The organism is Sphingomonas cellulosilytica (assembly GCF_052321755.1).
GTDB lineage: Bacteria > Pseudomonadota > Alphaproteobacteria > Sphingomonadales > Sphingomonadaceae > Sphingomonas.
Genome location: NZ_JBQRTT010000001.1, coordinates 220,338 through 244,951 on the forward strand (window position 1 = coordinate 220,338; position 24,614 = coordinate 244,951).

Annotated in this window: 19 protein-coding genes; 8 read left to right on the forward strand and 11 right to left on the reverse strand. The window is 68.4% G+C overall.

Annotation, left to right across the window (positions count from 1 at the left end; all coding sequences use genetic code 11):
* Nucleotides 1-152: 152 nt before the first annotated feature.
* From ACTZQ5_RS01055 to ACTZQ5_RS01075, 5 genes are all read right to left on the reverse strand, one after another.
* Nucleotides 153-404 (reverse strand): ATP synthase F1 subunit epsilon, encoded by a 252-nt coding sequence (locus ACTZQ5_RS01055; RefSeq protein WP_443583297.1) that lies wholly within the window; start codon nt 402-404, stop codon nt 153-155.
* Between the two features lie 126 nt (nt 405-530).
* Nucleotides 531-2,012, reverse strand: a complete 1,482-nt coding sequence (gene atpD / locus ACTZQ5_RS01060; RefSeq protein ID WP_443583298.1) for a F0F1 ATP synthase subunit beta — start codon at nt 2,010-2,012, stop codon at nt 531-533.
* Between the two features lie 112 nt (nt 2,013-2,124).
* Nucleotides 2,125-3,030: a F0F1 ATP synthase subunit gamma gene (locus ACTZQ5_RS01065; RefSeq protein ID WP_443583299.1), complete on the reverse strand. Its 906-nt coding sequence runs from the start codon at nt 3,028-3,030 to the stop codon at nt 2,125-2,127.
* Nucleotides 3,031-3,106: 76 nt separating this feature from the next.
* A complete protein-coding gene (gene atpA, locus ACTZQ5_RS01070) occupies nt 3,107-4,636 on the reverse strand; it encodes a F0F1 ATP synthase subunit alpha (RefSeq protein ID WP_443583300.1) in 1,530 nt (509 codons plus the stop codon).
* A gap of 3 nt (nt 4,637-4,639) precedes the next feature.
* A complete protein-coding gene (locus tag ACTZQ5_RS01075; RefSeq protein ID WP_443583694.1) occupies nt 4,640-5,188 on the reverse strand; it encodes a F0F1 ATP synthase subunit delta in 549 nt (182 codons plus the stop codon).
* A gap of 219 nt (nt 5,189-5,407) precedes the next feature.
* Here ACTZQ5_RS01075 and ACTZQ5_RS01080 point away from each other — a divergent pair, with 219 nt between their 5' ends.
* Both ACTZQ5_RS01080 and ada read left to right on the forward strand, forming a co-directional pair.
* On the forward strand, nt 5,408-6,340 hold the full coding sequence (locus tag ACTZQ5_RS01080) for a hypothetical protein (protein ID WP_443583301.1): 933 nt from the start codon (nt 5,408-5,410) through the stop codon (nt 6,338-6,340).
* Between the two features lie 77 nt (nt 6,341-6,417).
* A complete protein-coding gene (gene ada, locus ACTZQ5_RS01085; protein WP_443583302.1) occupies nt 6,418-7,449 on the forward strand; it encodes a bifunctional DNA-binding transcriptional regulator/O6-methylguanine-DNA methyltransferase Ada in 1,032 nt (343 codons plus the stop codon).
* Between the two features lie 31 nt (nt 7,450-7,480).
* Here ada and ACTZQ5_RS01090 read toward each other — a convergent pair whose 3' ends face one another.
* Both ACTZQ5_RS01090 and ACTZQ5_RS01095 read right to left on the reverse strand, forming a co-directional pair.
* Nucleotides 7,481-9,010 carry a tetratricopeptide repeat protein gene (locus ACTZQ5_RS01090; protein WP_443583303.1) on the reverse strand — a complete coding sequence of 510 codons (1,530 nt, stop codon included), beginning with the start codon at nt 9,008-9,010 and terminating at the stop codon, nt 7,481-7,483.
* A 49-nt stretch (nt 9,011-9,059) separates the two neighbouring features.
* A complete protein-coding gene (locus ACTZQ5_RS01095) occupies nt 9,060-10,559 on the reverse strand; it encodes a S1C family serine protease (protein ID WP_443583304.1) in 1,500 nt (499 codons plus the stop codon).
* A 127-nt stretch (nt 10,560-10,686) separates the two neighbouring features.
* On the opposite strand from ACTZQ5_RS01095, the gene ACTZQ5_RS01100 reads away from it, so the two are divergent.
* Nucleotides 10,687-12,228 (forward strand): TadA family conjugal transfer-associated ATPase, encoded by a 1,542-nt coding sequence (locus ACTZQ5_RS01100; protein WP_443583305.1) that lies wholly within the window; start codon nt 10,687-10,689, stop codon nt 12,226-12,228.
* 75 nt (nt 12,229-12,303) lie between these two features.
* Nucleotides 12,304-13,497, forward strand: coding sequence for a PDZ domain-containing protein (locus tag ACTZQ5_RS01105; RefSeq protein WP_443583306.1), 1,194 nt, complete (start codon nt 12,304-12,306; stop codon nt 13,495-13,497).
* A gap of 113 nt (nt 13,498-13,610) precedes the next feature.
* On the opposite strand, the gene ACTZQ5_RS01110 is transcribed toward ACTZQ5_RS01105, so the two are convergent.
* Nucleotides 13,611-13,796, reverse strand: a complete 186-nt coding sequence (locus ACTZQ5_RS01110; protein WP_443583307.1) for a hypothetical protein — start codon at nt 13,794-13,796, stop codon at nt 13,611-13,613.
* A gap of 10 nt (nt 13,797-13,806) precedes the next feature.
* Nucleotides 13,807-14,364: a polyhydroxyalkanoate synthesis repressor PhaR gene (gene phaR / locus ACTZQ5_RS01115; protein WP_443583308.1), complete on the reverse strand. Its 558-nt coding sequence runs from the start codon at nt 14,362-14,364 to the stop codon at nt 13,807-13,809.
* Nucleotides 14,365-14,396: 32 nt separating this feature from the next.
* On the opposite strand from phaR, the gene ACTZQ5_RS01120 reads away from it, so the two are divergent.
* From ACTZQ5_RS01120 to ACTZQ5_RS01130, 3 genes are all read left to right on the forward strand, one after another.
* Nucleotides 14,397-15,464 (forward strand): alpha/beta fold hydrolase, encoded by a 1,068-nt coding sequence (locus ACTZQ5_RS01120; protein ID WP_443583309.1) that lies wholly within the window; start codon nt 14,397-14,399, stop codon nt 15,462-15,464.
* Nucleotides 15,465-15,617: 153 nt separating this feature from the next.
* Nucleotides 15,618-16,790 (forward strand): acetyl-CoA C-acetyltransferase, encoded by a 1,173-nt coding sequence (locus tag ACTZQ5_RS01125; protein ID WP_443583310.1) that lies wholly within the window; start codon nt 15,618-15,620, stop codon nt 16,788-16,790.
* 176 nt (nt 16,791-16,966) lie between these two features.
* Nucleotides 16,967-20,296: a TonB-dependent receptor domain-containing protein gene (locus tag ACTZQ5_RS01130; RefSeq protein WP_443583311.1), complete on the forward strand. Its 3,330-nt coding sequence runs from the start codon at nt 16,967-16,969 to the stop codon at nt 20,294-20,296.
* Between the two features lie 190 nt (nt 20,297-20,486).
* Here the strand turns inward: ACTZQ5_RS01130 and alr are convergent, their stop codons facing one another.
* Nucleotides 20,487-21,515 (reverse strand): alanine racemase, encoded by a 1,029-nt coding sequence (gene alr, locus ACTZQ5_RS01135; RefSeq protein WP_443583312.1) that lies wholly within the window; start codon nt 21,513-21,515, stop codon nt 20,487-20,489.
* A gap of 48 nt (nt 21,516-21,563) precedes the next feature.
* Complete coding sequence (locus tag ACTZQ5_RS01140) at nt 21,564-23,621, reverse strand: TonB-dependent receptor (RefSeq protein ID WP_443583313.1); 2,058 nt, start codon at nt 23,619-23,621, stop codon at nt 21,564-21,566.
* 127 nt (nt 23,622-23,748) lie between these two features.
* Between ACTZQ5_RS01140 and ACTZQ5_RS01145 the strand changes: the two genes are divergently transcribed.
* Nucleotides 23,749-24,606, forward strand: coding sequence for a glucose 1-dehydrogenase (locus ACTZQ5_RS01145; protein ID WP_443583314.1), 858 nt, complete (start codon nt 23,749-23,751; stop codon nt 24,604-24,606).
* The last annotated feature ends 8 nt before the right edge of the window (nt 24,607-24,614 follow it).

Below are 24,614 nucleotides of genomic sequence, written 5' to 3' on the forward strand. Positions count from 1 at the left end.
GCTAACGGCGACGCTGCGTCGAGCTGACGTCAGCAGGAATGAGAAAGAGCCGGATGGCTCCGGCTCTTTGCTCGTTTCGGCGGATGTAGGACAGACCGGCGCGATTTCCCCGGCCTGCTCAACCCGTTACCGGGCTGACGATCCAATCGGCGTCAGGCGGCGCGTTCCGCCAATACGGTCAGGCCCTTGGCGTTGACCTCCGCGAAGCCGCCCTGGATCGCGATCGTTTCCGGCTGCGCGCCCTGCGTGCGGTAGACCGACAGCGCGCCGTCGCGCACCGTCGACATCAGCGGCGCATGGCCCTCCAGCACGCCGAAGTCGCCTTCGGTGCCGGGAACGACGACCATATAGACCTCCTCCGAGCGGACGAGCTTTTCGGGCGTGACGAGTTCGAAGTGGAGCATGTCTCTTCTCTTCAAAGCCCCTCCCCTTCAGGGGAGGGGTTGGGGTGGGGGTTACGGGCTCAGGTCTCGGTGAGACACCCACCACCCCCAACCCCTCCTCTGAAGAGGAGGGGCTTTACCCTGTTCTTACGCCTCTGCGGCCAGCTTCTCGGCCTTGGCGACGACTTCGTCGATGCCGCCGACCATGTAGAAGGCCGCTTCGGGCAGGTGATCGTATTCGCCGTCGACCACCGCCTTGAACGAGCGGACGGTGTCCTCGATCTGCACGAACTTGCCGCTGATGCCGGTGAAGACCTCGGCGACGTGGAACGGCTGGCTGAGGAACTTCTGGATCTTGCGCGCCCGCGTGACCGTCAGCTTATCCTCTTCCGACAGTTCGTCCATGCCGAGGATCGCGATGATGTCCTGCAACGACTTGTAGCGCTGGAGCAGCGACTGGACCGCGCGGGCGGTGTCGTAATGCTCCTGGCCGACGACGCGCGGTTCGAGCACGCGGCTGGTCGAATCGAGCGGATCGACCGCCGGATAGATGCCGAGTTCCGAGATCGCGCGGTTGAGCACGGTCGTCGCGTCGAGGTGGGCGAACGACGTCGCCGGCGCCGGATCGGTAAGATCGTCCGCGGGGACGTACACCGCCTGCACCGAGGTGATCGAGCCCTTGTTGGTCGAGGTGATGCGCTCCTGCAGCGCGCCCATGTCGGTGGACAGCGTCGGCTGATAGCCCACCGCCGACGGGATGCGGCCGAGCAGTGCCGACACTTCCGCGCCCGCCTGGGTGAAGCGGAAGATGTTGTCGACGAAGAACAGCACGTCCTGCCCTTCCTGATCGCGGAAATATTCGGCGATGGTCAGGCCCGACAGTGCGACGCGGGCGCGGGCGCCCGGCGGCTCGTTCATCTGGCCGAATACCAGCGCGACCTTCGATCCTTCGCTGATCGGATTGCCCTCGGCATCCTTGGCGATGACGCCGGCGTCGAGGAATTCGTGATAGAGGTCGTTGCCCTCGCGGGTGCGCTCGCCGACGCCCGCGAACACCGAGGTGCCGCCGTGGCCCTTGGCGATGTTGTTGATGAGTTCCTGGATCAGCACGGTCTTGCCGACGCCGGCGCCGCCGAACAGGCCGATCTTGCCGCCCTTGGCATAGGGCGCGAGCAGGTCGATCACCTTGATGCCGGTGACCAGGATGGCGCTTTCGGTCGACTGGTCGACGAACAGCGGGGCGGAGGCGTGGATCGGCGCGCGCAGGTCGGTCTGCACGGGGCCACGCTCGTCGATCGGCTCGCCGACGACGTTGAGGATGCGGCCGAGCGTCGCCGGGCCGACGGGCACGGAGATCTGCGTGCCGGTATCGCGCACGGTCTGGCCGCGGGTCAGGCCCTCGGTCGCGTCCATGGCGATGGTGCGCACGGTGTTCTCACCGAGGTGCTGCGCGACCTCGAGCACCAGGCGGTTGCCGTTGTTGTCCGTTTCCAGCGCTGACAGGATGGCGGGCAGGTTGTCGGGGAAATGCACGTCGACGACCGCGCCGATGACCTGCGCGATGGTGCCGGTGGTGTTGCTGCTGCCCGTCGACTGGGTCGGGCGGATGTCGTCTGCGGCGGTTGCCATGGTCTGCTTCCTTGCCTTCTAACTCGTCATCCCAGCGTAGGCTGGGATCTCCCTCCACGGGAGTATCGCTTGCGGCACGAGACCCCAGCTTGCGCTGGGGTGACGCGAAAAACTAGAGCGCCTCCGCACCCGAAATGATCTCGACCAACTCGGTCGTGATCGCGGCCTGGCGGGTGCGGTTGTACTGGATCGACAGGCGGTTGATCATGTCGCCCGCGTTGCGCGTCGCATTGTCCATCGCGTTCATGCGGCTGCCCTGTTCGGACGCGCCGTTTTCCAGCATCGCGCGGAAGATCTGGATCGCGACGTTGCGGGGCAACAGGTCGGCGAGGATCGATTCCTCGTCGGGCTCGTATTCGACCACCGCGCCCGCGCCGGAGCCTGCGGAAGTTGGCGAAGTTGCCACTACGTCCCCCTTGGAATCGCCCACCGCGACCGGGATGATCTGCTGGCCGACGGGCTCCTGCACCAGGGCCGAGACGAACTTGGCGTAGAACAGGTGCGCGACGTCGAACTCGCCGGCGGCATAGCGGGCGAGCAGGTCGTCGGCGACCTCGCGGGCCTGGGTGAAGCCCAGCGCCTTGTGGCCGCCCAGCTCATGGTCGGCGAGGATCGCGTTCGGGTAGAAGCGCTTGAGCACGCGCCCCTTCTTGCCGGCGAGATAGAAGCGCACCGTCTTGCCCTGCGCCTCCAGCTCCTCGGCCTTGCGGCGGGCGGCGCGGACGATGTTGGTGTTGAACGCGCCGGCGAGGCCGCGCTCCGAGGTCGCGACGACGAGCAGATGCACCTGGTCCTTGCCGGTGCCCGACAGCAAAGGCGAGACGTTGGCGCCGCCGGCGAGCTGACGCGACAGGCTGGCGACGACCGCCTCCAGCCGCTCGGCATAGGGACGGCCGGCCTGCGCCGCCTCCTGCGCGCGGCGCAGCTTGGCGGCGGCGACCATCTTCATCGCCTTGGTGATCTTCTGGGTCGACTTGACCGAGTTGATCCGAACTTTGAGGGCCTTCAACGACGCCATTGTGGTCCTTCATGTGTCCCCGCGAAGGCGGGGACCCAGTACTGGGCTCCCGCCTTCGCGGGAGCACATTGCACGGTTACGCGAACGTCTTCGCGAATTGGTCGAGCGCGGCCTTCAGGCCTGCCTTCGCCTCGTCGCCGAGATCGCGCGTCTCGCGGATCTTGGTGAGCACGCCGGCATGGTTCGCGCGCAGGTCGGCGAGCATCGCCGCCTCGTAGCGCACCACGTCCTGCACCGCGACGGTATCGAGATAGCCGTTGGTGCCGGCGAAGATCGACGCGGCCTGCTCCTCGAAGGGCATCGGGTTGAACTGCGCCTGCTTCAGGAGCTCGGTGAGGCGCGCGCCGCGGTTCAGCAGCTTCTGCGTCGAGGCATCGAGGTCCGAGCCGAACTGCGCGAACGCCGCCATCTCGCGATACTGGGCGAGCTCGAGCTTGATCGAGCCCGACACCTTCTTCATCGCCTTGGTCTGCGCGGCGGAGCCGACGCGGCTGACCGACAGGCCGACGTTGATCGCCGGGCGGATGCCCGCGAAGAACAGGTCGGTTTCGAGGAAGATCTGGCCGTCGGTGATCGAGATCACGTTGGTCGGGATGTAGGCCGACACGTCGCCCGCCTGCGTTTCGATGATCGGCAGCGCGGTGAGGCTGCCCGAGCCGTTCGCCTCGTTCATCTTCGCCGCACGCTCGAGCAGGCGGCTGTGCAGGTAGAAGACGTCGCCCGGATAGGCTTCGCGGCCCGGCGGACGGCGCAGCAGCAGCGACATCTGGCGATAGGCGACCGCCTGCTTCGACAGATCGTCATAGACGATCAGCGCATGCATGCCGTTGTCGCGGAAATATTCGCCCATCGCGCAGCCGGTGTAGGGCGCGAGGAACTGGAGCGGCGCGGGGTCCGACGCGGTCGCGGCGACGACGATGGAATAGTCCATCGCGCCATTCTCTTCGAGCGTGCGGACGAGCTGCGCCACCGTGGAACGCTTCTGGCCGACCGCGACGTAGACGCAGTAGAGCTTCTTCGATTCGTCGGCGCCGGCGTTGACGCCCTTCTGGTTGATGAAGGTGTCGATGGCGACGGCGGACTTGCCGGTCTGGCGATCGCCGATGATGAGCTCGCGCTGGCCGCGGCCGACGGGAACGAGCGCGTCGATCGCCTTGAGGCCCGACTGCATCGGCTCGTGCACCGACTGGCGCGGGATGATGCCCGGCGCCTTCACCTCGACGCGGCTGCGCTGGTCGCTGACGATCGGCCCCTTGCCGTCGATCGGGTTGCCGAGGCCGTCGACGACGCGGCCGAGCAGGCCCTTGCCGACCGGCACGTCGACGATGGTGCCGGTGCGCTTGACGGTGTCGCCCTCGCGGATCTCGGCGTCCGAGCCGAAGATCACGACGCCGACGTTGTCGGCTTCGAGGTTGAGCGCCATGCCCTGCACGCCGTTGGCGAATTCGACCATCTCGCCCGCCTGGACGTTGTCGAGGCCGTAGATGCGCGCGATGCCGTCACCGACCGACAGCACCTGGCCGGTTTCCGAAACCTGGGCCTCGGTGCCGAAGTTGCTGATCTGGTCCTTGATGACCTTTGAGATTTCTGCGGCGCGGATATCCATGGATTAGCCTTTCATCGCGCTGGCAAGCGCATTCAAGCGGGTGCGGATCGAGGAATCGATCATCTGGGAACCGATGCGGACGACGAGCCCGCCGAGCAGCGAGGGATCGACGGTGAGGTCGACCGACACGTCGCGGCCGACGCGCTGGCGCAGCTGCTGCTTCAGCTCGGTCACCTGATCGTCGGTCAGCGGATGGGCGCTGGCGACCTCTGCGGTGGTTTCGCCACGATGCCGGGCGGCAAGCTGGCGGAAGGCGCGGATGATCGCGGGCAGCTGGCCAAGGCGGCGATTCTCGGCGAGGACGCCGAGGAAATTGCGGGTGGTGGCGTCGAGCCCGAGCGTATCGGCGGTGGCGAGCACCGCCTTCACCGCGGCGCCGCGCGCGACCAGCGGGCTGACCGTCAGCTCGCGGAAGTCGGCGCTGCCGGCGAGCGCATCGCGGACCTGCGCCAGGCTCGCCTCGACCGTGTCGATGCTGCGGGCGTCGCGCGCCAGCTCGAACAGGGCGAGCGCATAGCGTCCGCCCAGGCTCGCCTGGATACCGCCGCTCAAATTACCGGTGGATGTCTCCACGGAGTCGAAGTCCTCGTGCCGAATGTTGGCCCATGGGGAAGAGGGCGCGCAAACGCGCACCGCTTATGGGTGGCGGGCGGCTAGCATGGGGGGGGCGGGAAGGCAAGTCGAGCGAGTCGAGGGGACGCACGACAGTTTGCGCAGGACCCGTTCAGGATCGGGGGCGTAACGATGATGGCGGCACGAGGAGAGGCGATCATGCGGTGGTGGCTGGCGTTGGGGATCGGTGCGATGCTGTCCGGCCCGGCGACGGGCGAGACGCTGCGGGTCGAGGGTGTGTTCGCGGCGCAGGCGCGCGAGGCGAGCTTCCTGCCGACGATCGCGGTCGGCCCGATCGGCGGGCGCGAGGGGGAGGCGCTGGGCGAGGCGATCGAACGGCAACTCGCCAAACTGGGGGCGGACGGCCTGCCGCATGTGCAGCTGGTCCCGCCGTCGCTGCGCCCCGACGGGCTGCTGACCGGCGATACGGGGATCGACGTCGACGACAGCGACTATACCGAGGCCCGCGAACGCTGCACCGAGAAGAAGGACGGCAAGTGCGTGGCGAAGCAGAAGTATCGCGTCGCCTGCGTACGGCGGACGATCGCGTTGCGCGCCGACCTGCGCATCGCGCGGACCGGCGGCCCCTCCCCCTACAGCACCACCAAGACGCGCGAGGACCGGTCCGACTGGTGCGAGGATCGCGGCGTCGCCACCGATGTCGGCTTCACCGCGGGATCGATGGCCGAATCGATCGCGGCGGAGGTGCGGCTGGACCTCGCACCGCACGCCGAACGCTATACGATCCGCGTGCAGGAATCGCGCGACGGCCTGCCGCCCGATGCGGCGGCGCGGTTCCGCGAGGCGGTGCGGCTGACCAAGCACGATCCGCAGGCGGCCTGCGCCGCCTTTGCCGAGGTGGACCGGATGGCGCCCGACCATGGATCGACGATGTTCAACCTGGCGCTCTGCGCCGAAGCGGCGGGCCGCTATGCGGAGGCCGGTGACCGCTACGCCCGCGCCCGGCTGTTCGCACCCAAGGCGGGCAGCGAGGTGAGCAAGGGGCTGGGCCGCGTCGGGGCGCTGGCCGCGGGGGCGGAGGATGTCGCCGCCCTGCGCAGGCGGCCGCCGGTGCGCGGCACCGGTTTTTGAGCCGCCGGCGCGGGGGGAAAGCTTTTGAACGCAAGACGCGGGATGAGGCGGCCGCGGCGGCCTGCTAATCACGGGGCATGAGCGAGATCGATCAGGATGCGGCCTGGGCCGCCTTCGCCCGGCGCGACCGGGAACGCGACGGCAGCTTCGTCGCCGCGGTGCGGACCACCGGCATCTATTGCAAGCCGAGCTGCCCCGCCCGCCATCCGCGGCGCGAGAACGTGCATTTCCTCGCCGATGGCGCGGCGGCGCGGGCGGCGGGCTATCGCGCCTGCCTGCGCTGCCAGCCCGATGCGGTGGCGCGCGACAGTGCGGCGGTGGCGCGCGCGGTGGCGCTGATCGAGGCGGCGGACGGCGGCGTCGCGCTCGCCGACCTGGCGGCGGCGGTCGGCTATGCACCGCATCATTTCAGCCGGCTGTTCAAGCGCGCGACCGGCGTGACGCCGGCCGCCTATGCACGCGGCCAGCGGGCGGCACGGGTGGCCGATGCCCTGGGACAGGAGGGAAGCGTGACCGATGCGATCTACGCCGCAGGCTATGGCGCGGCGAGCCGCTTCTATGCCGATGGCGCGCGGCGGCTGGGGATGAGCCCGAGTGCCTGGGCAGGCGGCGGCGCCGGCGTGACGATCCGCTGGACGATCGCCGCCACCAGCCTCGGCCCGCTGCTGGTCGCGGCGACGGACAAGGGGCTGTGCCGCGTCGCCTTCGACGAGGATGCCGCCGCGCTGGCGGCGCGATTCCCCCGCGCGACGATCGTGGCGGGCGATCCGGCACTGGAGGCTTGGGCCGCGGCGGTGGTGGCGCTGGTCGAGACGCCCGGCCGCGATGCCGCGCTGCCCCTCGACGTGCGCGGCACCGCCTTTCAGGAGGCGGTATGGCAGGCGTTGAAGACGATCCCCGCGGGCGAGACGCTGAGCTATGCCGAGCTTGCCGCCGCCGCCGGCCGCCCGGGGGCGGTGCGCGCGGCAGGGACGGCGTGCGGCGGCAATCCGCTGGCGGTGGTGGTGCCGTGCCACCGGGTGACGCGCGGCGACGGCGCGGTCGGCGGCTATGCCTGGGGGCCGGCGCGCAAGCAGGCGCTGCTGGAGCGGGAGCGGACGCGGGGGTAGCGCACCGGCGCTGACGGATGGAGAGGCGCCGTCAGTCCCCCGCGTCGGTCGGCCGTTTCATGCCCGCCGCGCTCATCGCGGCGGTGCCCGACTTGCCGGCATCCAGTTGCTTCAACAGCCTGACCGCAGGATTGTCGGCGCCGCTGTGCGCCGAATAGGCGAGCGGACGCAGCGCGGTGCGCGCATCTTCGGTCTTGCCGTCGACGAGCGATTGCATGGCATAGGCGTAGCCGACGCTTTCATCCTGCGGCACCAGTTCGTGCGCGCGGGCGAGCGCGTTCTTGGCATTGTCGGTCGGCACCACGCCGGCCATGCCGAAACTGGAGTAATAGAGCAGCAGCGCATAGGCGTCGTCGGTGTCGAGCTTGTTCGCCTTCAGCAGCCAGCTGCGCGCTTCGCGCCAGACCTCCGGGTCCTTCGCCTTGGCCGCGCGGGCGCGGCGCAGGTGCGCCTGCGCCTTGTAGACCAGGGCCTGCGCCGATTTGGGATCGAGCGCCAGCGCCCGGTCGGCGGCAGCCTCGGCCAGGTCGTTGCGCCCCGCGTCCAGCGCCATCTCGGCGAGCCAGCCCTGCACCACCGGATCGTCGGGATAATGGTCGCCGATCGGGATCGCCTTGGCGAGGATCGGCTGCGCCGTCTCGCGATTGACGCCGCGATCGGAGCGCATGCGCAGGCCGATCATTTCCTTCTCGCCCGGCCGCAGCGGGCGCATCGTCACCTGCGGCGCGGGCAGGCGTTCCAGCGAGATCTTGTAGGCGGGCAGCGTCGACTTGCCGAGATAGCCGTCGAGCGCCTTGTTCAGCGCGCGCAGGTCGCCGAACGCGGCGGTGGCCGCCTCGGCGCCGGGTTTCCCCTGGTTGAGCGCCTTGAGGTACGTCATGAATTGGGCGCGCCGCTCGGGGTTGAGCGTGATGTAGTGGGTGAGAAGCCAGCCGCGTGCGTAGAGCGACGAAACCTGATCCTCCGACATCTTCGCCCGGTCCATCGCGAACAGCTGCTGCGCGGAAAGGCCCCTTTGCTGGAGCAGGCTGTAGGCGCGATGCTGCGCGGCGGCGCCGACCCAGACGACGTCCTTGTCGAAGCGCGCCGTCGACAGGAACTCGGCATAGCCCTCCGCATACCAGGCGGGCAGCGCGGTGTTGCTGTTCCCGAGCAGGATGTGATGGGTATATTCGTGGAACAGCACGATCTGCGGCTTGAGATCGTCGTCGCCGCCGCGCGCCGGCGTAAAGGCGACCGAGCCGCTGGCGCGGCCATCGTAGAAGCCGGCGATGTTCTGCCCCCCTGCCCCGAACAGGCGCTGCACCGCCGCGTCGTTGCCGACGACATAGACGGTCAGCTTGTTCGAGCCGTCCTCCTCCCGATCGGGCATGGCGTGGAAATAGCGGATCAGGCTGTCGAACCGCTCCAGCTGCTCGGCCTGGCGACGGACGGAGCCGGCATCGCCGTTGGCATAGAGGACGAAATGCTTCGACGATGCTTCATACCATTCCGCATGCCCCGGCGCCGCCATGGCGAGCGCCGACGCCGCACCCGCGATCCGCCACCCGTTGATCCCCATGCGACCCCTCCCCCCATTTCGGACAGGTTAGCCGCAGGCGCGGAGGCTGTCAGCCCGCCGGGCGGCAGGCGTAGACGAGTTTTTCGTTGGGCAGCGGCGGCAGGGCGGCGCGGATCGCCGCCTGGCCTTGCGCGAGCCGGTCGATCGTGGCGGGATCGATGCTGCAGCGGTCGGCGGCGGGCTTGCCGGCGAGGTCGCGCAGCTGCCGCATCGCCTGCGCGCCGAGCATGTAGCGCGTGTCGGTGTAGCGGCGCGTGACCGGATCGAAGACCTTTACCGACACCGTCTGTTCGTCCTGCGGCACGCTGATCCGTTCCCACGTCTCGCCGGCGGGGCGATATTGCACCCGGCCGTCCGCGCAGCCGCTGCGCCCCCAGCGCAGCGGCACGTCGCCGGTCGACGAGACGGTGACGCGGCTGCTGTCGGGCTGGAACACGCAGACCAGCTTGCCGAGCGGGGCGTTGGGCACCGCCTGGCGGGTGACGGAGGCGGCGGGCGGCAGTTCGGGCTCGCCCGAGGGGCGCAGCACGAACACGATCACCGCCACGACCATGCCGAGCCCGCCGGCGCTCGCCGCCCACAGCGCATGGCGGCGGCGGCCGCGCGATTCGAGCAGGCCCGCGCCGCCGACGCCGAGCGCACCCAGCACCAGCAGCACGCCGGCGATCGCCATCACGTTCTCCCGCCGGGTCTGCGCCGCATCGCGGGCGCGCGACAGCGCGGCGTCGCGCAGCGCGGTCGCCTGCGCTGCGGCATCGCGCTGGCGGCCGAGGGCATCGGCGCGCGCCCGCGCCTCCGCCTCGCCATCCTCGCGCAGCCGCTCCTCGATCGAGGTGCAGGGGGTGCCGACCGTGCCGAAGGGCTGCCTGGCCTCCCGCAGGAAGGCGGCGAGCTGGGTGTCGGCGATGGCGAAGCCGAACGGGCTGTCGCCGTCCTCGCCGCGGGTGATCGCCGAGTTGATGCCGATCACCCGGCCGCAGCGGTCGAGCAGCGGTCCGCCCGAATTGCCGCGCGCGATATTGGCGGTGTGCAGCAGCACCTCCACCCCGGTCAGGCTGCGCCGGCCGGAGAAGACGCCCTCCGAGCGCACCGGCGAGGTCGGGCGGATGTAATCCGCGGCCGATCGGGCGGTGGCGAGGTCGACGTTGCCCGGATAGCCGAGCGCCACCACCGGATCGCCCTCGCTCACCGGGCCGGTGTAGAGCGTCGCGGGCGGCAGCGTCGCGCCGGTGAATTCGATGAGGGCGAGGTCCGCATGCGAATCATAGGCGATGACGCGCCCCTGGTAGCTCTTGTCGCCTTCCGACGGCACGACGCCGACGACGACATTGTCCGGATAGCGTTCGGCGAGGTCGACGACATGCGCATTGGTGACGATGCGGTTGGGCGCGATCGCGACGCCGCTGCCGTGGCCGAAGCCCACCACCTGCCCGTCGACCACCGCGATGGTGACGACACGCACCACGCCGCGCGCCGTCGCGCCGATATCGTCGGCGAGTGCGGGACCGGCCCAGCACAAGGCGAGAAGGAGAAGCAGGAGCCGCCGCATGGCGCGCCCTCCGAACGGCAGCGCGCCGCCGCTGTCAAGCCGGGCCGCGCCGGCCGCGGGCGGGTTTGGTTAGGAAAATGTCAAACTCTGCCCCGTACCCCTCCGCTCAAGGTTTGCGAGGTAAGGCATGAGCGCGTTCGGACGCCGCAGCAACATGGGCAGCAATATCGGCGGCGCGCAGCCCGCGCGTCCGGCGTTCGGCGTCGCACGCCCGATGCAGGGCGGCGGCATCCAGCGCGCCGACGAGCCGGCGCCCGGCAGCCAGTTCCCGCCGATCGAGGCGCTGCCGCTGCCCGGCGAGGACATGCTGCCCGGCACGATGCCCGCCGGCACGCTGGACGCGATGCAGCGCCTGACCGACCGCCAGAACGCCAGCGGCGAGGCGGGCAACAGCCGCGGCGAGGGCTTCGAGGCATCGATCCACAAGATCAAGGAACAGGTGCTGCCGCGCCTGCTCGAACGCGTCGACCCGGAAGCGGCGGCCACGCTGGGCAAGGACGAGCTGGCCGAGGAATTCCGGCCGATCATCGGCGAGGTGCTCGCCGAGCTGAAGCTGACGCTCAACCGGCGCGAACAGTTCGCGCTGGAAAAGGTGCTGGTCGACGAACTGCTCGGCCTGGGCCCGCTTGAGGAGCTGCTCGCCGATCCGGCGGTCAGCGACATCATGGTCAACGGCCCCGACCAGACCTATGTCGAACGCAAGGGCAAGCTGGAGCTCGCGCAGATCCAGTTCCGCGACGAGGAGCATCTGTTCCAGATCGCGCAGCGCATCGTCAATTCGGTCGGCCGCCGCGTCGACCAGACGACGCCGCTCGCCGACGCGCGCCTGAAGGACGGGTCCCGCGTCAACGTGATCGTGCCGCCGCTGTCGCTCAAGGGCACGGCGATCTCGATCCGTAAGTTCTCGGCCAAGCCGATCACGCTCGACATGATGGCGGGTTTCGGCAGCATGTCGCCCAAGATGGCGACCGCGCTGAAGATCGCGGGCGCCAGCCGGTTCAACGTCGTCATTTCGGGCGGCACCGGCTCGGGCAAGACGACGATGCTCAACGCCCTGTCCAAGATGATCGACCCGGGCGAGCGCGTGCTGACGATCGAGGACGCGGCCGAACTCCGCCTGCAGCAGCCGCACTGGCTGCCGCTGGAAACCCGGCCCGCCAACCTCGAAGGACAAGGCGAGATCAGCATCCGCGACCTCGTCAAGAACGCGCTGCGTATGCGCCCGGATCGCATCATCCTGGGCGAAATCCGCGGCAGCGAATGTTTCGACATGCTCGCCGCGATGAACACCGGCCACGACGGATCGATGTGCACGCTGCACGCCAACTCCCCGCGCGAGGCATTGGCCCGCATGGAGAACATGGTGATGATGAGCGACATCAAGGTGCCCAAGGAGGCGATCAGCCGCCAGATCGCCGATTCGGTCGAGCTCATCATCCAGGTGAAGCGCCTGCGCGACGGATCGCGCCGCGTTACCAACGTCACCGAGGTGATCGGCATGGAAGGGCCGGTGATCGTGACGCAGGAACTCTTCAAGTTCGAATATCTCGACGAAAGCGCCGACGGCAAGATCATCGGCGAATACCGCTCGATGGGCCTGCGCCCCTATACGCTGGACAAGGCGAAGCAGTTCGGGTTCGACCAGGCGTTTCTGGAGGCGTGCCTGTAGGGCGGCGCACGCGCCCTCTCCCATGCCGGCCGCCGGGATGGCCCTGCGGCCGTGAACCGGTCTAGGATGGACGCGATGCGTTTCCTCCTGCCGCTCGCCCTGTTCGCCAGCCTTGCCGCCCCCGCCGTCGCGCAGGGGCAGCGCGAGGGCGTCGTCACGCTGTCGGCCGACAGCGAGGCACGCTGGGTGCCGTTCGACCTGACGCCGGGCAACCAGATCCGCTTCGCCGCGACGCTGGATGGCCGGCCCGTCACCGCGATCCTCGATACCGGCGTCAGCTATTCGGTGCTCGCCAAGGGTTCCGCCGCCGCCGATGCCGCGCGCACTACCGCCAATGGCCAGGCGACCGCGATCGGCGGGGCCGGTAACGGTGCCGTGGCGATCGGCTGGCAGGCGACGCGCACGCTCGGCATCGGCGGGCTGACGCGGACCGGCGGCGGGGTGACCGTCGCCGACCTGCCGGCGCTTGCCACGGGCAGCGCGCGGGCGGTCGACCTGCTGGTCGGGCGCGACGTCACCGGCGGCCAGGCGCTCGACATCGATTATGCCAACCGCCGGTTCCGGCTGATCCCGTCCGGCCGGCTGCCGTTCGTCGGTGCGCTGGCGCCGCTGTCGGTGTCGGCGGGGCGGCGCGTGTACGAAAGCGCGGTGTCGATCGGCGGCAGCCGGGTGGCGCCGGTGATCGTCGACACCGGCGACGGTTCCGCGCTCACCCTGTCGGCAGCGGCCGCGAAGATCGCGGGCGTCGACCGGCTGCCGACCACCACCACGGTGTCCTTCGGGCTCGCCGGCGAGACGGTGAGCACGCTCGCCATCCTGCCGGCGGTGACGATCGGCCAGCAGACGATCCGCAACGTCGAGACGCGCGTCGAGCCGGCGGGTGGATTTTCGGAAACGATCGGCGTCGCGGGACGGATCGGGTCGGGACTGTTGCAGAATTATCGGGTGCTGCTCGATCCCGCGGCCGGACGCATGGTGCTGCAACCCGGCCCCAAGGCGGACGAGGCGCCGCTGCGTTCGACCAGCGGCCTGCTCGTCGGGCTGGAGCGCGATCGGCTGAAGGTGCTGCACGTCATGCGCGGCGGGCCGGCCGCGGCGGCGGGCTGGCGGCCGGGCGACCTCATCTGTCGCATCGATGGCCAGCCGATCGGCGCAGACTATCCGACCAGCGCGCTCGCCAAATGGTCGATCGGCGCGCCGGGGACGGTGGTGCGGCTGGGCCTGTGCGACGGATCGACGCGGCCGTTGACGCTGGCGCGGTTTTACTGAGGAAGCTTGGTTCACGCGGAGACGCTGGGGCGCGAAAGCTGCTCGTCCACCTCTTCGGTTGACGAGGCGCTTCGCGCAGCAAAACCTCTTCGCGCCTTCGTGCGATCTCGAAGCTACCGCGTATGCAGCCCTATGCTCACCAGCAGGATCGTCGCGAGCAGCGCCGCCATCTGCACGGTGCGCCAGTCGACCCAGCCGACGCGGTCGGGATCGTGCCGCAACCGGCGGCGGCGATCGGCAAGGGCGGCGACGACCGCCAGCAGCAGCGCCGCGCCGGCGCTCCAGAACATCACCGGCATCGGGTGGTGCTCAGCCGAGCTTCTCGACCTTGTCCTGCAACCGCGTCAGCTCGGCCTTCAGCGCGGCGATCTCGTCGTCCTTGCTGGCGGCGGGTTGCGGCGCAGCAGGCGCGGCCGGCACGGTCGGAGTCTGGAAGGCATGCGCCGCCGCCTCGAACATCTGCATGTTGCGCTTGGCGATCTCGGCGAAGGGGGAATGGGCGAAGGCACCCTCGACCGCGGACTTGAACTGTTCCTGGTTGCGGCGAAAACTGTCCATCGACGCTTCGAGATAGCCCGGTACCATCGCCTGCATCGAATCGCCGTACATCGCGATCAGCTGGCGAAGGAAGCTGACCGGCAGCATCGTCTGGCCGCGGCTTTCCTCTTCCATGATGATCTGGGTGAGCACGTTGTGGGTTATGTCGTCGTCGGTCTTGGCATCTACGACCTTGAAGTCGCGGCCTTCGCGGGTCATCGTCGCGAGATGCTCGAGCGTGATGTAGGACGAGGTTTCGGTATTGTAGAGGCGCCGGTTGGCGTATTTCTTGATGATGACGACGCCGTCGCTCGGCTGCTGCTTCTTCATACGGCTCCCCTACCCGTAACGGTGTGCGGTTCATGACCGATCCCGATGCTACGCCTCAATTTTCTGCACCGCAACACGGGCCGCGGCCGCTGCCCCTGTTCCTCGACATGCTGCGCAGCGAAACCGCAGCAGAACCCGACCGGATGAGCGCGGCGATGGCAGGGCTGCGGGCGTATCAGAACGCCCCCCGCCCCGCCCCGCCGGCACCGATGCCGGCGCTCGCCACCGCGGGCCGTGCGACCTTGCGCTATTATGGCGGGCGCGGGCGGATGGTGGTGTTCGTGCCCTCGCTCATCAACCCGCCCGCGATCCTCGACCTGGGCGAGGCATCGCTGGTGCGGTGGATGGCGGCGCAGGGTTTCCGCGTCGCGCTGGTCGACTGGGGCGCACCGGGCGCCGCCGATCGCGACATGGACATGACGGCGCATATCGAGGCGCTGCTGGCGCCGTTGATCGAGCAGCTGGACGCACCGCCGGTGCTGGTCGGCTATTGCCTGGGCGGCACGATGGCGCTGGCGGCGGCCGCGACGACGCCCGTCGCGGGGCTCGCGACGCTCGCCGCGCCGTGGCACTTTGCCGGCTATGGCGCGGCCAGCGGCGCGATGCTGGAGATGTGGGAGGCGGCACGACCGACCGCAGAGGCGTTGGGCGTGCTGCCGATGGAGGTGTTGCAGGCCGGCTTCTGGCGACTCGACCCGGCGCGGACCGTGGCCAAGTACGAATCCTTCGGCCGACTCGATCCCGACGGTGCGGCGGCGCATGCCTTCGTCCGGCTGGAGGATTGGGCCAATGCCGGCGAGCCGCTGCCGCTGGGTGCGGCGCGCGACCTGTTCGACCGCTTCGTCGCCGGCGACGCGCCGGGGAAGGGCGCCTGGACGGTGCGCGGAACGGCGGTGTCGCCGTACGCGCTCGCCTGCCCCGCGGTGGAGTTCGTCTCCGCCACCGACCGGATTGTTCCGGCGGCCACCGCCGCCGGCCTCGCCGACCGCCGCGACCTGGCGCTCGGCCATGTCGGCATGATCGTCGGCGGCCGGGCACGGGCGATGCTGTGGGAGCCGCTGGCGCACTGGATCGCGAGCCTGCCCGCGGCTAGGGTCTGATCCACTGACGTGGAAGCGGTGCCAGCCCGCACCCCCTCCCGGCCGCCCACAGCGTATCCTGGATGGGTGGCCGGGAGGGGGTGCGGGCTGGCACCGCTCCGATCCAGCTGAGCTGGATCGGACCTACGAATCGCCCTGCACAAGGAGAGCATCATGACCGAGATCGTCGTCACCGCCGCCAAGCGTACCCCTGTCGGCAGCTTCCTGGGCGCCTTTGCCGCGACGCCGGCGCACGAGCTGGGCCGGATCGCGATCCAGGCGGCGCTGGAGCAGGCGGGCGTCGCCGGCGAGGACGTGTCGGAGGTGATCCTGGGCCAGGTGCTCACCGCGGCGCAGGGGCAGAACCCGGCGCGCCAGGCATCGATGGCGGCGGGCATCCCCAAGGAGGTGCCGGCCTGGGGCGTCAACCAGGTGTGCGGGTCGGGCCTGCGCGCGGTCGCCCTCGCCTGCCAGGCGATCCAGACCGGCGATGCCACCATCGTCGTCGCCGGCGGGCAGGAGAGCATGTCGCTGTCGCCCCACGCGCAGACGATGCGCGGCGGCACCAAGATGGGCAACGTCAGCCTGGTCGACACCATGGTCAACGACGGCCTGACCGACGTCTTCAACGGCTATCACATGGGCATCACCGCGGAGAACCTCGCCGAGCAATATCAGGTGACGCGCGGCGAGCAGGACAGCTTCTCGGTCGCCAGCCAGAACCGCGCCGAGGCGGCCCGCGCCGCCGGCCGCTTCAAGGACGAGATCGCGCCGGTCACGATCAAGGGCCGCAAGGGCGACACGATCGTCGCCGATGACGAATATATCCGCGCCGGTGCGACGCTGGACAGCGTCAGCGGCGTGCGGCCCGCCTTCAAGAAGGACGGCACCGTCACCGCCGCCAACGCCAGCGGCCTCAACGACGGCGCCGCGGCGCTGGTGCTGATGAGCCGCGAGGAGGCCGAGGCACGCGGCGCCCCCGTGCTCGCCACGATCCGCAGCTGGGCGAGCGCCGGCGTCGACCCGTCGGTGATGGGCATCGGCCCCGTGCCCGCCAGCAGGAAGGCGCTGGAAAAGGCGGGCTGGAGCGTCGCCGACCTCGACCTGATCGAGGCCAACGAAGCCTTTGCCGCGCAGGCGCTGTCGGTGTGCAAGGAACTGGGCCTCGACCCCGACAAGACCAACGTCAACGGCGGCGCCATCGCCATCGGCCACCCGATCGGCGCGAGCGGCGCACGCGTGCTGACCACGCTGATCTACGAAATGCAGAAGCGCGATGCCAAGAAGGGCCTGGCGACGCTGTGCATCGGCGGCGGCATGGGCATCGCGATGTGCGTGGAGCGTTGAGAGCACAAACCGACTTAGGTAAAGCATGCATACGTAATTTTGTGTCTTTTTGGCGACACCTACGTACAAACACATGGTTGTTTCTACGTAGGTAGCCAATCAGACTTGTCCTGCGGTGGTGGATTAGGTCAGCATGTACCCCTGACAAGGCGAAAAGCCTGAAACAGGGGACTAAAATGAAGAATTGGTTACTCTCCGCGAGCGCGCTCGCGGGCGGGATGCTGCTTGCTCCGGCGGGATATGCTCAAACGACGACGCTTCCTCCCTGCTCCGATACCGTGACGACCGAATGTTCGCCGCAAGCGGCCGCCGATACGTCGAGCACTGATACGACCACGAACGAGTCGGCTCGTCCGAACGAAGACATCGTTATCACCGGTTCGCGCATTCGCAGCCCGAATCTCGTCTCGGACGTTCCCATCACATCGGTGAGCGGCGATGCCTTGCTGGCGCAGGGCCAGACCAACGTCGGCTCCGTACTGAACGACTTGCCGCAACTCGCCAGCACTTTTTCGCAGCAGAACCCCGGCTCGGGCATCGGCATCGCCGGCCTGAACCTGCTCGATCTGCGCGGCCTGGGCACCGTGCGCACCCTGGTTCTCGTCAACAGTCGCCGCCACGTTGGGTCCGACATCCTGAACAATGCCGTGTCGGTCGACGTCAACTCGATCCCGAACAATCTGATCGATCGCATCGACATCGTGACCGGCGGTAACTCGGCCGTATACGGTTCGGATGCCATCGCCGGCGTCGTCAACTTCGTTCTGAAGCGCGACTTTAATGGGGTGGAGCTTCGTGGCTCGACAGGGATCAACGAACCCGGCTTTGGTGGCAACCAGCTGATTTCGATCCTTGCTGGCAAAAACTTTAATGATGGCCGCGGCAACATTACCGTTAGCGGCCAATTCACGCATCAGGATCGCGTGTTCGCATCGAACGTCCCGTACTTCCGGACGGTTAATGGCATCGTGACTGTTGATACCGATCCAGCCGGCCTGCCCAACGGCAGCGACGGGTTTCCGGACGCCATTTTCCTGCGGGATATTCGCAGCGCGACCAACAATCCGTATGGTTTGATCCCGATCCAGCAGACGCCTAACGCTGCGACCTGCGGCACGGGAACGCTGCCTACTGCGGGCGGTCCGAACAACCTCGGCACGCCGTATAACTGCTCCTATATTTTCACACAGGACGGTCGCCTGACCCCTCAGACCGGCACACGGTATGGATCAGGGCCGTTCGGAGGAATTATCGGCGGCAACGGGGCAACCGGCCGCGAGGGGCAGAGCGTGTCAATCCTGCCGTTCCTCGAGCGGGCCAACTTCAACTTGCTGTCGCATTATGAATTTGCGCCAGCGTTGGAAGTATTCATCGAGGCGAAGTATGATCGAGTACGGGCGCTCGGCAACAACGCCGGGCCGTCGTTCATCCAGACCGGTTCGGGCAATCAGGGCAATATCGGCGACGCGCGCGAGCGGCCGCGTCTCGACAACCCGTTCCTTGCGGCCGCGGACCGGACCACGCTAGCGAACCTCATCCTCGCATCGAACTGCAACACAAGCCTTACCGCGTCTTGCCCGAACCAGACGAATATCGGCACGGCCGCGGCACCAGTTTTCATCCCGGGCAACCTGACCGCCGCTAACCGCGCGGCGATCGCCGATGGCTCGTATCGTTTCCAGCTTGCGCGCAACCTGCTCGACGTCGGACTGCGTGACGAGAAGTTCACCCGCGAAACCTACCGTTTTGTCGGCGGCCTTCGTGGCACGTTCAACGGCGACTGGTCGTACGAAATCTCGGGCAACTACGGCGAGTTCAACCAGACGACGAATACCGACGGCTTCATCGATCGCCAGCGCTTCTCGCTTGCCATGGACGCCGGCCGCAACCCGGCGACTGGGCAGATTCAGTGCCGGTCGCAGTACGATCCGACTGCGGCGATCGCGATCCAGCGGACAGGGTCCGGCGACGCGGCGGTCAATGCAGCCCGTCTGGCGGCAGACATCGCAGCCTGTCGGCCGTACAATCCGTTCGGCAGTTCGGACAACACTGCGGCCGTCAACTACTTCTCGCGTGCCTTCGATGCGAAAGCGAAGCTGACGCAGCTGGACATCCAGGCGTTCGTCGGCGGAGATTCGAGCCAGTTGTTCGAACTGCCGGGCGGCCCCATCCGCTTCTCGCTGGGTGGCGAATATCGCCGTGAAACCGCCTATTATCGGCAGGATCCGTTCGTGACCGATGGCTACACCAACGGCGTGTCGATCCCCTTGTTCACGCCGCCCGCCTTCAAGGTGAAGGAAGGCTTCGGCGAACTCCAGGTGCCGCTGCTCAAGGATCTGCCGTTCGTCAAAGAACTGACCCTGACCGGCGCTGGTCGTTACTCGGATTACGGCCAGCGCATCGGCACGACCTGGACGTACAACGGCGGTGTGCAGTGGTCGCCGATCAGCGACGTCCGCTTGCGGGCCAATTATGGCCGTGCGGTCCGTGCGCCGAACGTGTCGGAAACCGGCTTCCCACTCGTTCCGAACTTCGCGAACAACTTCCAGGATCCCTGCCAGGCGAACAATATTGGCCTGAATGGCCCCAACCGTAACACCAACTGTACGGCCGCACTGACGGCTGCGCAGCGGGCCAATCTGGTCAACGGCGTCGCCCTGCCGATCGTGAGCGGCAGCAACCCGAACCTGGCGCCCGAAACGTCGGATTCGTGGACGTTCGGAGGTGTTATCCAGCCGCGCTTCATTCCGGGCCTGTCGGTGACAGTGGATTACTACAACATCCGGGTGAAGGGCATCATCACGTCGGTCGCCGCTCAGACGATCGTCAATCAATGCTATGACTCGGCAAGCCTGAACAACGTGTTCTGCTCGGCGTTCCAGCGTTACACCGGCACCGGTACGGGTCCTGCCGGCGAACTGCCGGGGCAGATCCTTGCCAATTCGCTGATCCAGGCGCCGCTCAACTTCGCGAAGCGCGAGCGCAAGGGCATCGACTTCAACGTCTCGTACCGTAAGAATCTTTCGGAAGACGTGAACGTCAACACGAACATGGTCTATGTTCACACGCTGCGGAACAGCGACTTCCAGGATCCGACCAATCCGAATTTCGAAACCCACAATCTGGAAAACGTTGGCTTCCCGAAGGACGAGTTCCAGTGGGACACGGATTTAGGCATCGGGCCGGTCGTCTTCGGCTACCGCCTCCACCTGATCGGCACGCAGTACATCACCGCGTACAACAACTTCAACTCGGTGAATGGCTTGCCCCCGGCCAATATCGATGCCTCCTCGCCCATCAAGTATCCGGTGATCACCTATTCGGATCTGCAGATGACATGGACCATCGAAAACAACGGCAAGAAGGACGCATTCCAGCTCTACGCTGGTGTCGACAACGTGTTCAATCAGATCCCGCCGTACGGCATCCTTGCCAATGGCGCTGGCTCGGCGATCTACCGGTTTACCGGTCGCGCCTATCACGCCGGCTTCCGCGCCCGGTTCTAATCGGCGCGACTGCATTCAGAGGGGCGAGAGAAATCTCGCCCCTTTTTTTGACGCTTTGACGCACGACAAGCCGAGATCAACATTTCACTTCGCGCATGGTGTCATAACGTGCTGACGTGGTCGGTAAGTTTAATGATCGTGTGACGGTCTAACCGTTGCCCGAGGGCCAGCGGTATGCCTTAGTTCAGCATCACACCCACTGCCGATCGTACCTGCACCCCATTCCGGTCAGCAGTTCATATTGTGATATACCTGCACGCGCCTCCGCTATTGGCAGAGCGAAATTGATCGATAGCCAGCTTCCCTCCTGCACACTGGGAGAAGAAGACACGTCCAGCGCGACGAGGTCCATGGACACCCGGCCAAGTACCGGCAGCATGCTGCCATCGGCTTCCGCCTCGCCTCTGTCCGAAAACGCACGATAATAGCCGTCGGCATAGCCCAGGTTGATGATCGCTACCTCAGTCGCCTTCGAGGCGGTCCAAGTTGCATTATAACCGACGGTTTCTCCCGCGCGCACCCTCCGCCGCTGTAACACCTGGGCCTCCGGAAAGACCACTTGCTGGATTGCGCCTGCGAATTCAACACGCGGCACGCCGCCGTACAGGGCGAGGCCCGGACGGGTGAGATCGAAGGCATAATCGGGGCCGAGCGCGATGCCGGCGGAATTGGCGAGGCTCATCCGCTGCGCACGCGTGACGCCAGCGAGGCTGGCGAAGGCGGCGCGCTGGGCCGCGTTCATCGGGCTGTCCTCGTCGGCGCAGGCGAGGTGGCTGAGCAGCGTATGCACCGCCAATCCGTCGAGCAGGCCGGCGCGCACGCCGTCGGGCGACACGCCCAGCCGGTTCATGCCGGTATCGACCATCACGTCGCAGGCCCCGCCGCCCGCCGCGCGCCAGCGCGCGACCTGCGCGTCGGTGTTGAGCACCGGGCGGGCGATGCCGGCGAGCGCGAGCGGCATGTCTTCCGCGCGGACGCCGTGGAGCACCGACAGCGGCAGGCGCAGCGGCGCGAGCCGCTCAGCCTCGGCCCAGGTGGCGACGAAGAAGTCGCGGCAGCCGGCGGTGGCGAGGTGCTGCGCGACCTCGGTGGCGCCGAGGCCATAGCCATTGGCCTTGATCGCCGCGCCGCAGGCGGCCGGCCCGCTCATCCGGTCGAGGGTGCGCCAATTGTCGGCAAGCGCGGCGGCGTCGAGGCGGAGGCGAAGAGGTGCGGTCACGCCCCCGCGCATAATCGCGCCGACGCTGCACGTCGATGCTTGGCGGGATCAGTCGATCCTGGCGTTCAGTCCGATCCACAGGGTGCGCGGGCTGGCGCGCTCGACGATGCCGTTGCCGCTGATCCCCGCCTCGATCCGGGTATCGGTGACGTTCTCGGCGCGGGCCTCCAGCGTCAGCCGGCGGGTGAGCGGCAGGGCGGCAAAGCCGTCGAGCGTCGTTGCAGGGGCGAGGCTGCGGCTGTTCTGGTCGTCGTCGAACTGGCGGGCGACGTGGCGCAGCGTCGCCGACAGGGCCGCCCGGTCGCGGCGCCAGCCGAGCGTCGCCGATACGCTGTCGCGCGGGCTCTGCGCCGGGCGGAGGCCGTCGAGCGCCGCGGCCGCGCCGCTTGCCCGCACCCGCGCATCGACGTGGCTCCACGAGGCGAGCGCCTCGATCGCACCGAGCGTGTAACGCGCATCCACCTCCAGCCCGGTCGAGCGGATCGCATCCAGGTTGCGCCGCACGCGCGAGGCGCTGGTCGGGGTGGTCGAGAGGGTGACGTTGGCGATGCCATCCTCCAGCCGGTCGTGGAACACGGTGGCGGCCAGGCTGACGCGTGCGGCGGGCGCCAGCGTCACGCCGCCTTCGATGCCGGTCAGCCGCTCGGGCGCGAGCGCGGCATTGGCGGCGGTGACGTCGTTGCCGACGCGGAACGGGCGGTAGAGTTCGTTGAGCGTCGGCAGCCGCCAGCCGCGGTAGCCGGCGGTGCGCAGCGTCACGCCGGGCGTCACCCGCCATGCCGCGCCGATCCGGCCGGTGAAGGCGCTGCCGTCGCGGTTCGCGAAGCGGGTATCGGTCAGCGCCGCCCCGCCGGCGATCGGCGTTTCGCGCAGGAAGCCGTTATCGATCCGCCACCGGTCGACGCGCGCGGCACCGGTGAGCAGCAGGTCGCCGATCGCGACGCTGCCGTCGGCGAACAGGCCCTGCGTCAGCGTCTCGCCACCCGCGATACGCCGCCGGGTCGGGGTGCCGGCGACGAAGGTGAAGCGCTCCTGCGTCCGCCCCAACACCGCGCGCGTATCCGCACCCAGCCGCAGGTCGACCCCGCTGCCGACCGGCGGGCGCAGTTCCAGCCGGGCGCCCGATCCGGTCGCCGGGGTATTATACTGGTCGAGCGACTGGCTGACGGTGGTCCGGCTCGCGTTGACGCTGGCGAAGCTGGAGGCAAAGGCGCGGGTCTGGAGATAGGCGAGCGCCGACCAGCCCCAGCGGCCACGCCCGACGAGGCGCAGGCTGGCATCGGCGCCCTCCGACCGGTTTTGCGTAAAGGCGGTGCCACGTTCGCGATTGTCGGTGAAGCCGCTGACATTGGCCTGCAATTCGGTGGCGGGGGCGATCGTCACCACCGTGCGCAGCGCGGCAGACGCCTGTTCGTAGGGTGCGCGCCGGTCCACCGGGCCGCGGCTCTCGGCCACCGTCGGCACGAAGCCGTCGCCGCGGGCGTAGGCCGCCGACAGCGTCGCGAAGCCGGCATCGCGGACCAGCGCGGCGGAGCCCTGCGCCTCCACCGAATCCCGGCTACCGTAGAACAGCCGTGCCTCCAGCGGCGCAAGGTCGCCGGGCGCGGCGCTGTCGAGCTCGACGGTGCCGGCAAGTGCGCCCGGCCCGAAATAGCCGCTGCCGCCGCCGCGCGTCACCCGCACCTGCCCCAATCGCCCGGTCGCATAGGCAGGGAAGGCGACCCAGCCGCCGAACGGATCCGCCTGCGGCACGCCATCGAGGATCAGCAGCGCGCGGCTGGATGCATTGCCGCCGAGGCCGCGCAGGTTGATCCCCTGGCTGGTGGGATTGGCGCTGCGGCTGTCGGAGCGGCGGAACTGTTGCAGGCCGGCGATATCGGCGAGGACGCTTTCCAGGCGGGCGCTGGCATTCGCCTGCAACCGGTCGCGATCGATCGTCACGACTGCAAGCGCGCGCTCGCCCGGCGACGCGGGCAGGCCGCGGCCGGTGACGACGATATCCGGCCCGGCAGGTACGGGCGCAGGCGCGTCGGTCTGTGCCGCCGCGGGTACGGCGATGAGGATGACCGGGGCGGCCAGCAGGGCGGCGGGGAGCGGAGGGCGCATCGCGCCTCCCATGCCGCTTTTGCCTCGCGCCGCAACCGGAAGGCTGCAAAAACCTCGTTAACCCATATCGATGCCGGGAACGGGGCGGCACGCGATCGGTTGGCGGGGCGTACCCCAGGAGCTTGCCATGACCGATCGCCCCACCCCGCCCTATCCCGAGCAGCAGCAGGCCATTCCCGGCCGCACCGATGCCATGGATCCGCGCCCGGACCATGGCGAGACGAGCTACACCGGGTCCGGCAAGCTGACTGGCAAGGCGACCATCGTCACCGGGGGCGACAGCGGCATCGGCCGCGCGGTGGCGCTCGCCTTCGCGCGGGAAGGCGCCGACGTGCTGATCGCCTATCTCGACGAGCATGACGATGCCGCCGAGACGCAGGCGCTGGTCGAACAGGCGGGGCGGCGCGCGTTGCTGGTGCCGGGCGACCTGTCTGACGCGGCGCATTGCCGCAACGTCATCGACCAGGCGGCCGCAGCCTTCGGGCGGATCGACGTGCTGGTCAACAATGCCGCGCACCAGCGGACGTTCGACAAGCTGGAGGACATTCCCGACGACGAATGGCAGCTGACCTTCGCCACCAACATCCATGCGATGTTCTATCTTGCCAAGGCGGCCGTCGCGCACATGGGCGAAGGCGCATCGATCATCAACACCACCTCGATCAACGCGCAGGATCCGAGCCAGCAGCTGCTCGCCTATGCGACCACCAAGGGTGCGATCTACAATTTCACCGCCGGCCTCGCCCAGATGCTCGCCGATCGCAAGATCCGCGTCAACGCGGTGGCGCCGGGACCGGTGTGGACGCCGCTGATCCCGTCGACCATGCCGCCCGAGGCGGTCAAGACCTTCGGCCAGAACACGCCGCTCGGCCGCGCCGCGCAACCGGCGGAACTGGCGCCCGCCTATGTGCTGCTGGCGAGCGACGAGGCGAGCTACATCACCGGCGCGACGATCCCGGTCACCGGCGGACGCCCCTTCCTGTGATCGCGATC

What these genes read in the sequence shown, in the direction of transcription:
- ada (WP_443583302.1), top strand. Translation starts at nt 6,418, where the DNA reads ATGAGCGAGATCGATCAGGATGCGGCCTGGGCCGCCTTCGCCCGGCGC.
- atpD (WP_443583298.1), bottom strand. Translation starts at nt 2,012, where the DNA reads ATGGCAACCGCCGCAGACGACATCCGCCCGACCCAGTCGACGGGCAGC.
- ACTZQ5_RS01100 (WP_443583305.1), top strand. Translation starts at nt 10,687, where the DNA reads ATGAGCGCGTTCGGACGCCGCAGCAACATGGGCAGCAATATCGGCGGC.
- ACTZQ5_RS01080 (WP_443583301.1), top strand. Translation starts at nt 5,408, where the DNA reads ATGCGGTGGTGGCTGGCGTTGGGGATCGGTGCGATGCTGTCCGGCCCG.
- ACTZQ5_RS01065 (WP_443583299.1), bottom strand. Translation starts at nt 3,030, where the DNA reads ATGGCGTCGTTGAAGGCCCTCAAAGTTCGGATCAACTCGGTCAAGTCG.
- ACTZQ5_RS01095 (WP_443583304.1), bottom strand. Translation starts at nt 10,559, where the DNA reads ATGCGGCGGCTCCTGCTTCTCCTTCTCGCCTTGTGCTGGGCCGGTCCC.
- ACTZQ5_RS01140 (WP_443583313.1), bottom strand. Translation starts at nt 23,621, where the DNA reads ATGCGCCCTCCGCTCCCCGCCGCCCTGCTGGCCGCCCCGGTCATCCTC.
- atpA (WP_443583300.1), bottom strand. Translation starts at nt 4,636, where the DNA reads ATGGATATCCGCGCCGCAGAAATCTCAAAGGTCATCAAGGACCAGATC.
- phaR (WP_443583308.1), bottom strand. Translation starts at nt 14,364, where the DNA reads ATGAAGAAGCAGCAGCCGAGCGACGGCGTCGTCATCATCAAGAAATAC.
- ACTZQ5_RS01110 (WP_443583307.1), bottom strand. Translation starts at nt 13,796, where the DNA reads ATGCCGGTGATGTTCTGGAGCGCCGGCGCGGCGCTGCTGCTGGCGGTC.
- ACTZQ5_RS01130 (WP_443583311.1), top strand. Translation starts at nt 16,967, where the DNA reads ATGAAGAATTGGTTACTCTCCGCGAGCGCGCTCGCGGGCGGGATGCTG.
- ACTZQ5_RS01125 (WP_443583310.1), top strand. Translation starts at nt 15,618, where the DNA reads ATGACCGAGATCGTCGTCACCGCCGCCAAGCGTACCCCTGTCGGCAGC.
- ACTZQ5_RS01145 (WP_443583314.1), top strand. Translation starts at nt 23,749, where the DNA reads ATGACCGATCGCCCCACCCCGCCCTATCCCGAGCAGCAGCAGGCCATT.
- ACTZQ5_RS01105 (WP_443583306.1), top strand. Translation starts at nt 12,304, where the DNA reads ATGCGTTTCCTCCTGCCGCTCGCCCTGTTCGCCAGCCTTGCCGCCCCC.
- ACTZQ5_RS01055 (WP_443583297.1), bottom strand. Translation starts at nt 404, where the DNA reads ATGCTCCACTTCGAACTCGTCACGCCCGAAAAGCTCGTCCGCTCGGAG.
- ACTZQ5_RS01090 (WP_443583303.1), bottom strand. Translation starts at nt 9,010, where the DNA reads ATGGGGATCAACGGGTGGCGGATCGCGGGTGCGGCGTCGGCGCTCGCC.
- ACTZQ5_RS01120 (WP_443583309.1), top strand. Translation starts at nt 14,397, where the DNA reads ATGACCGATCCCGATGCTACGCCTCAATTTTCTGCACCGCAACACGGG.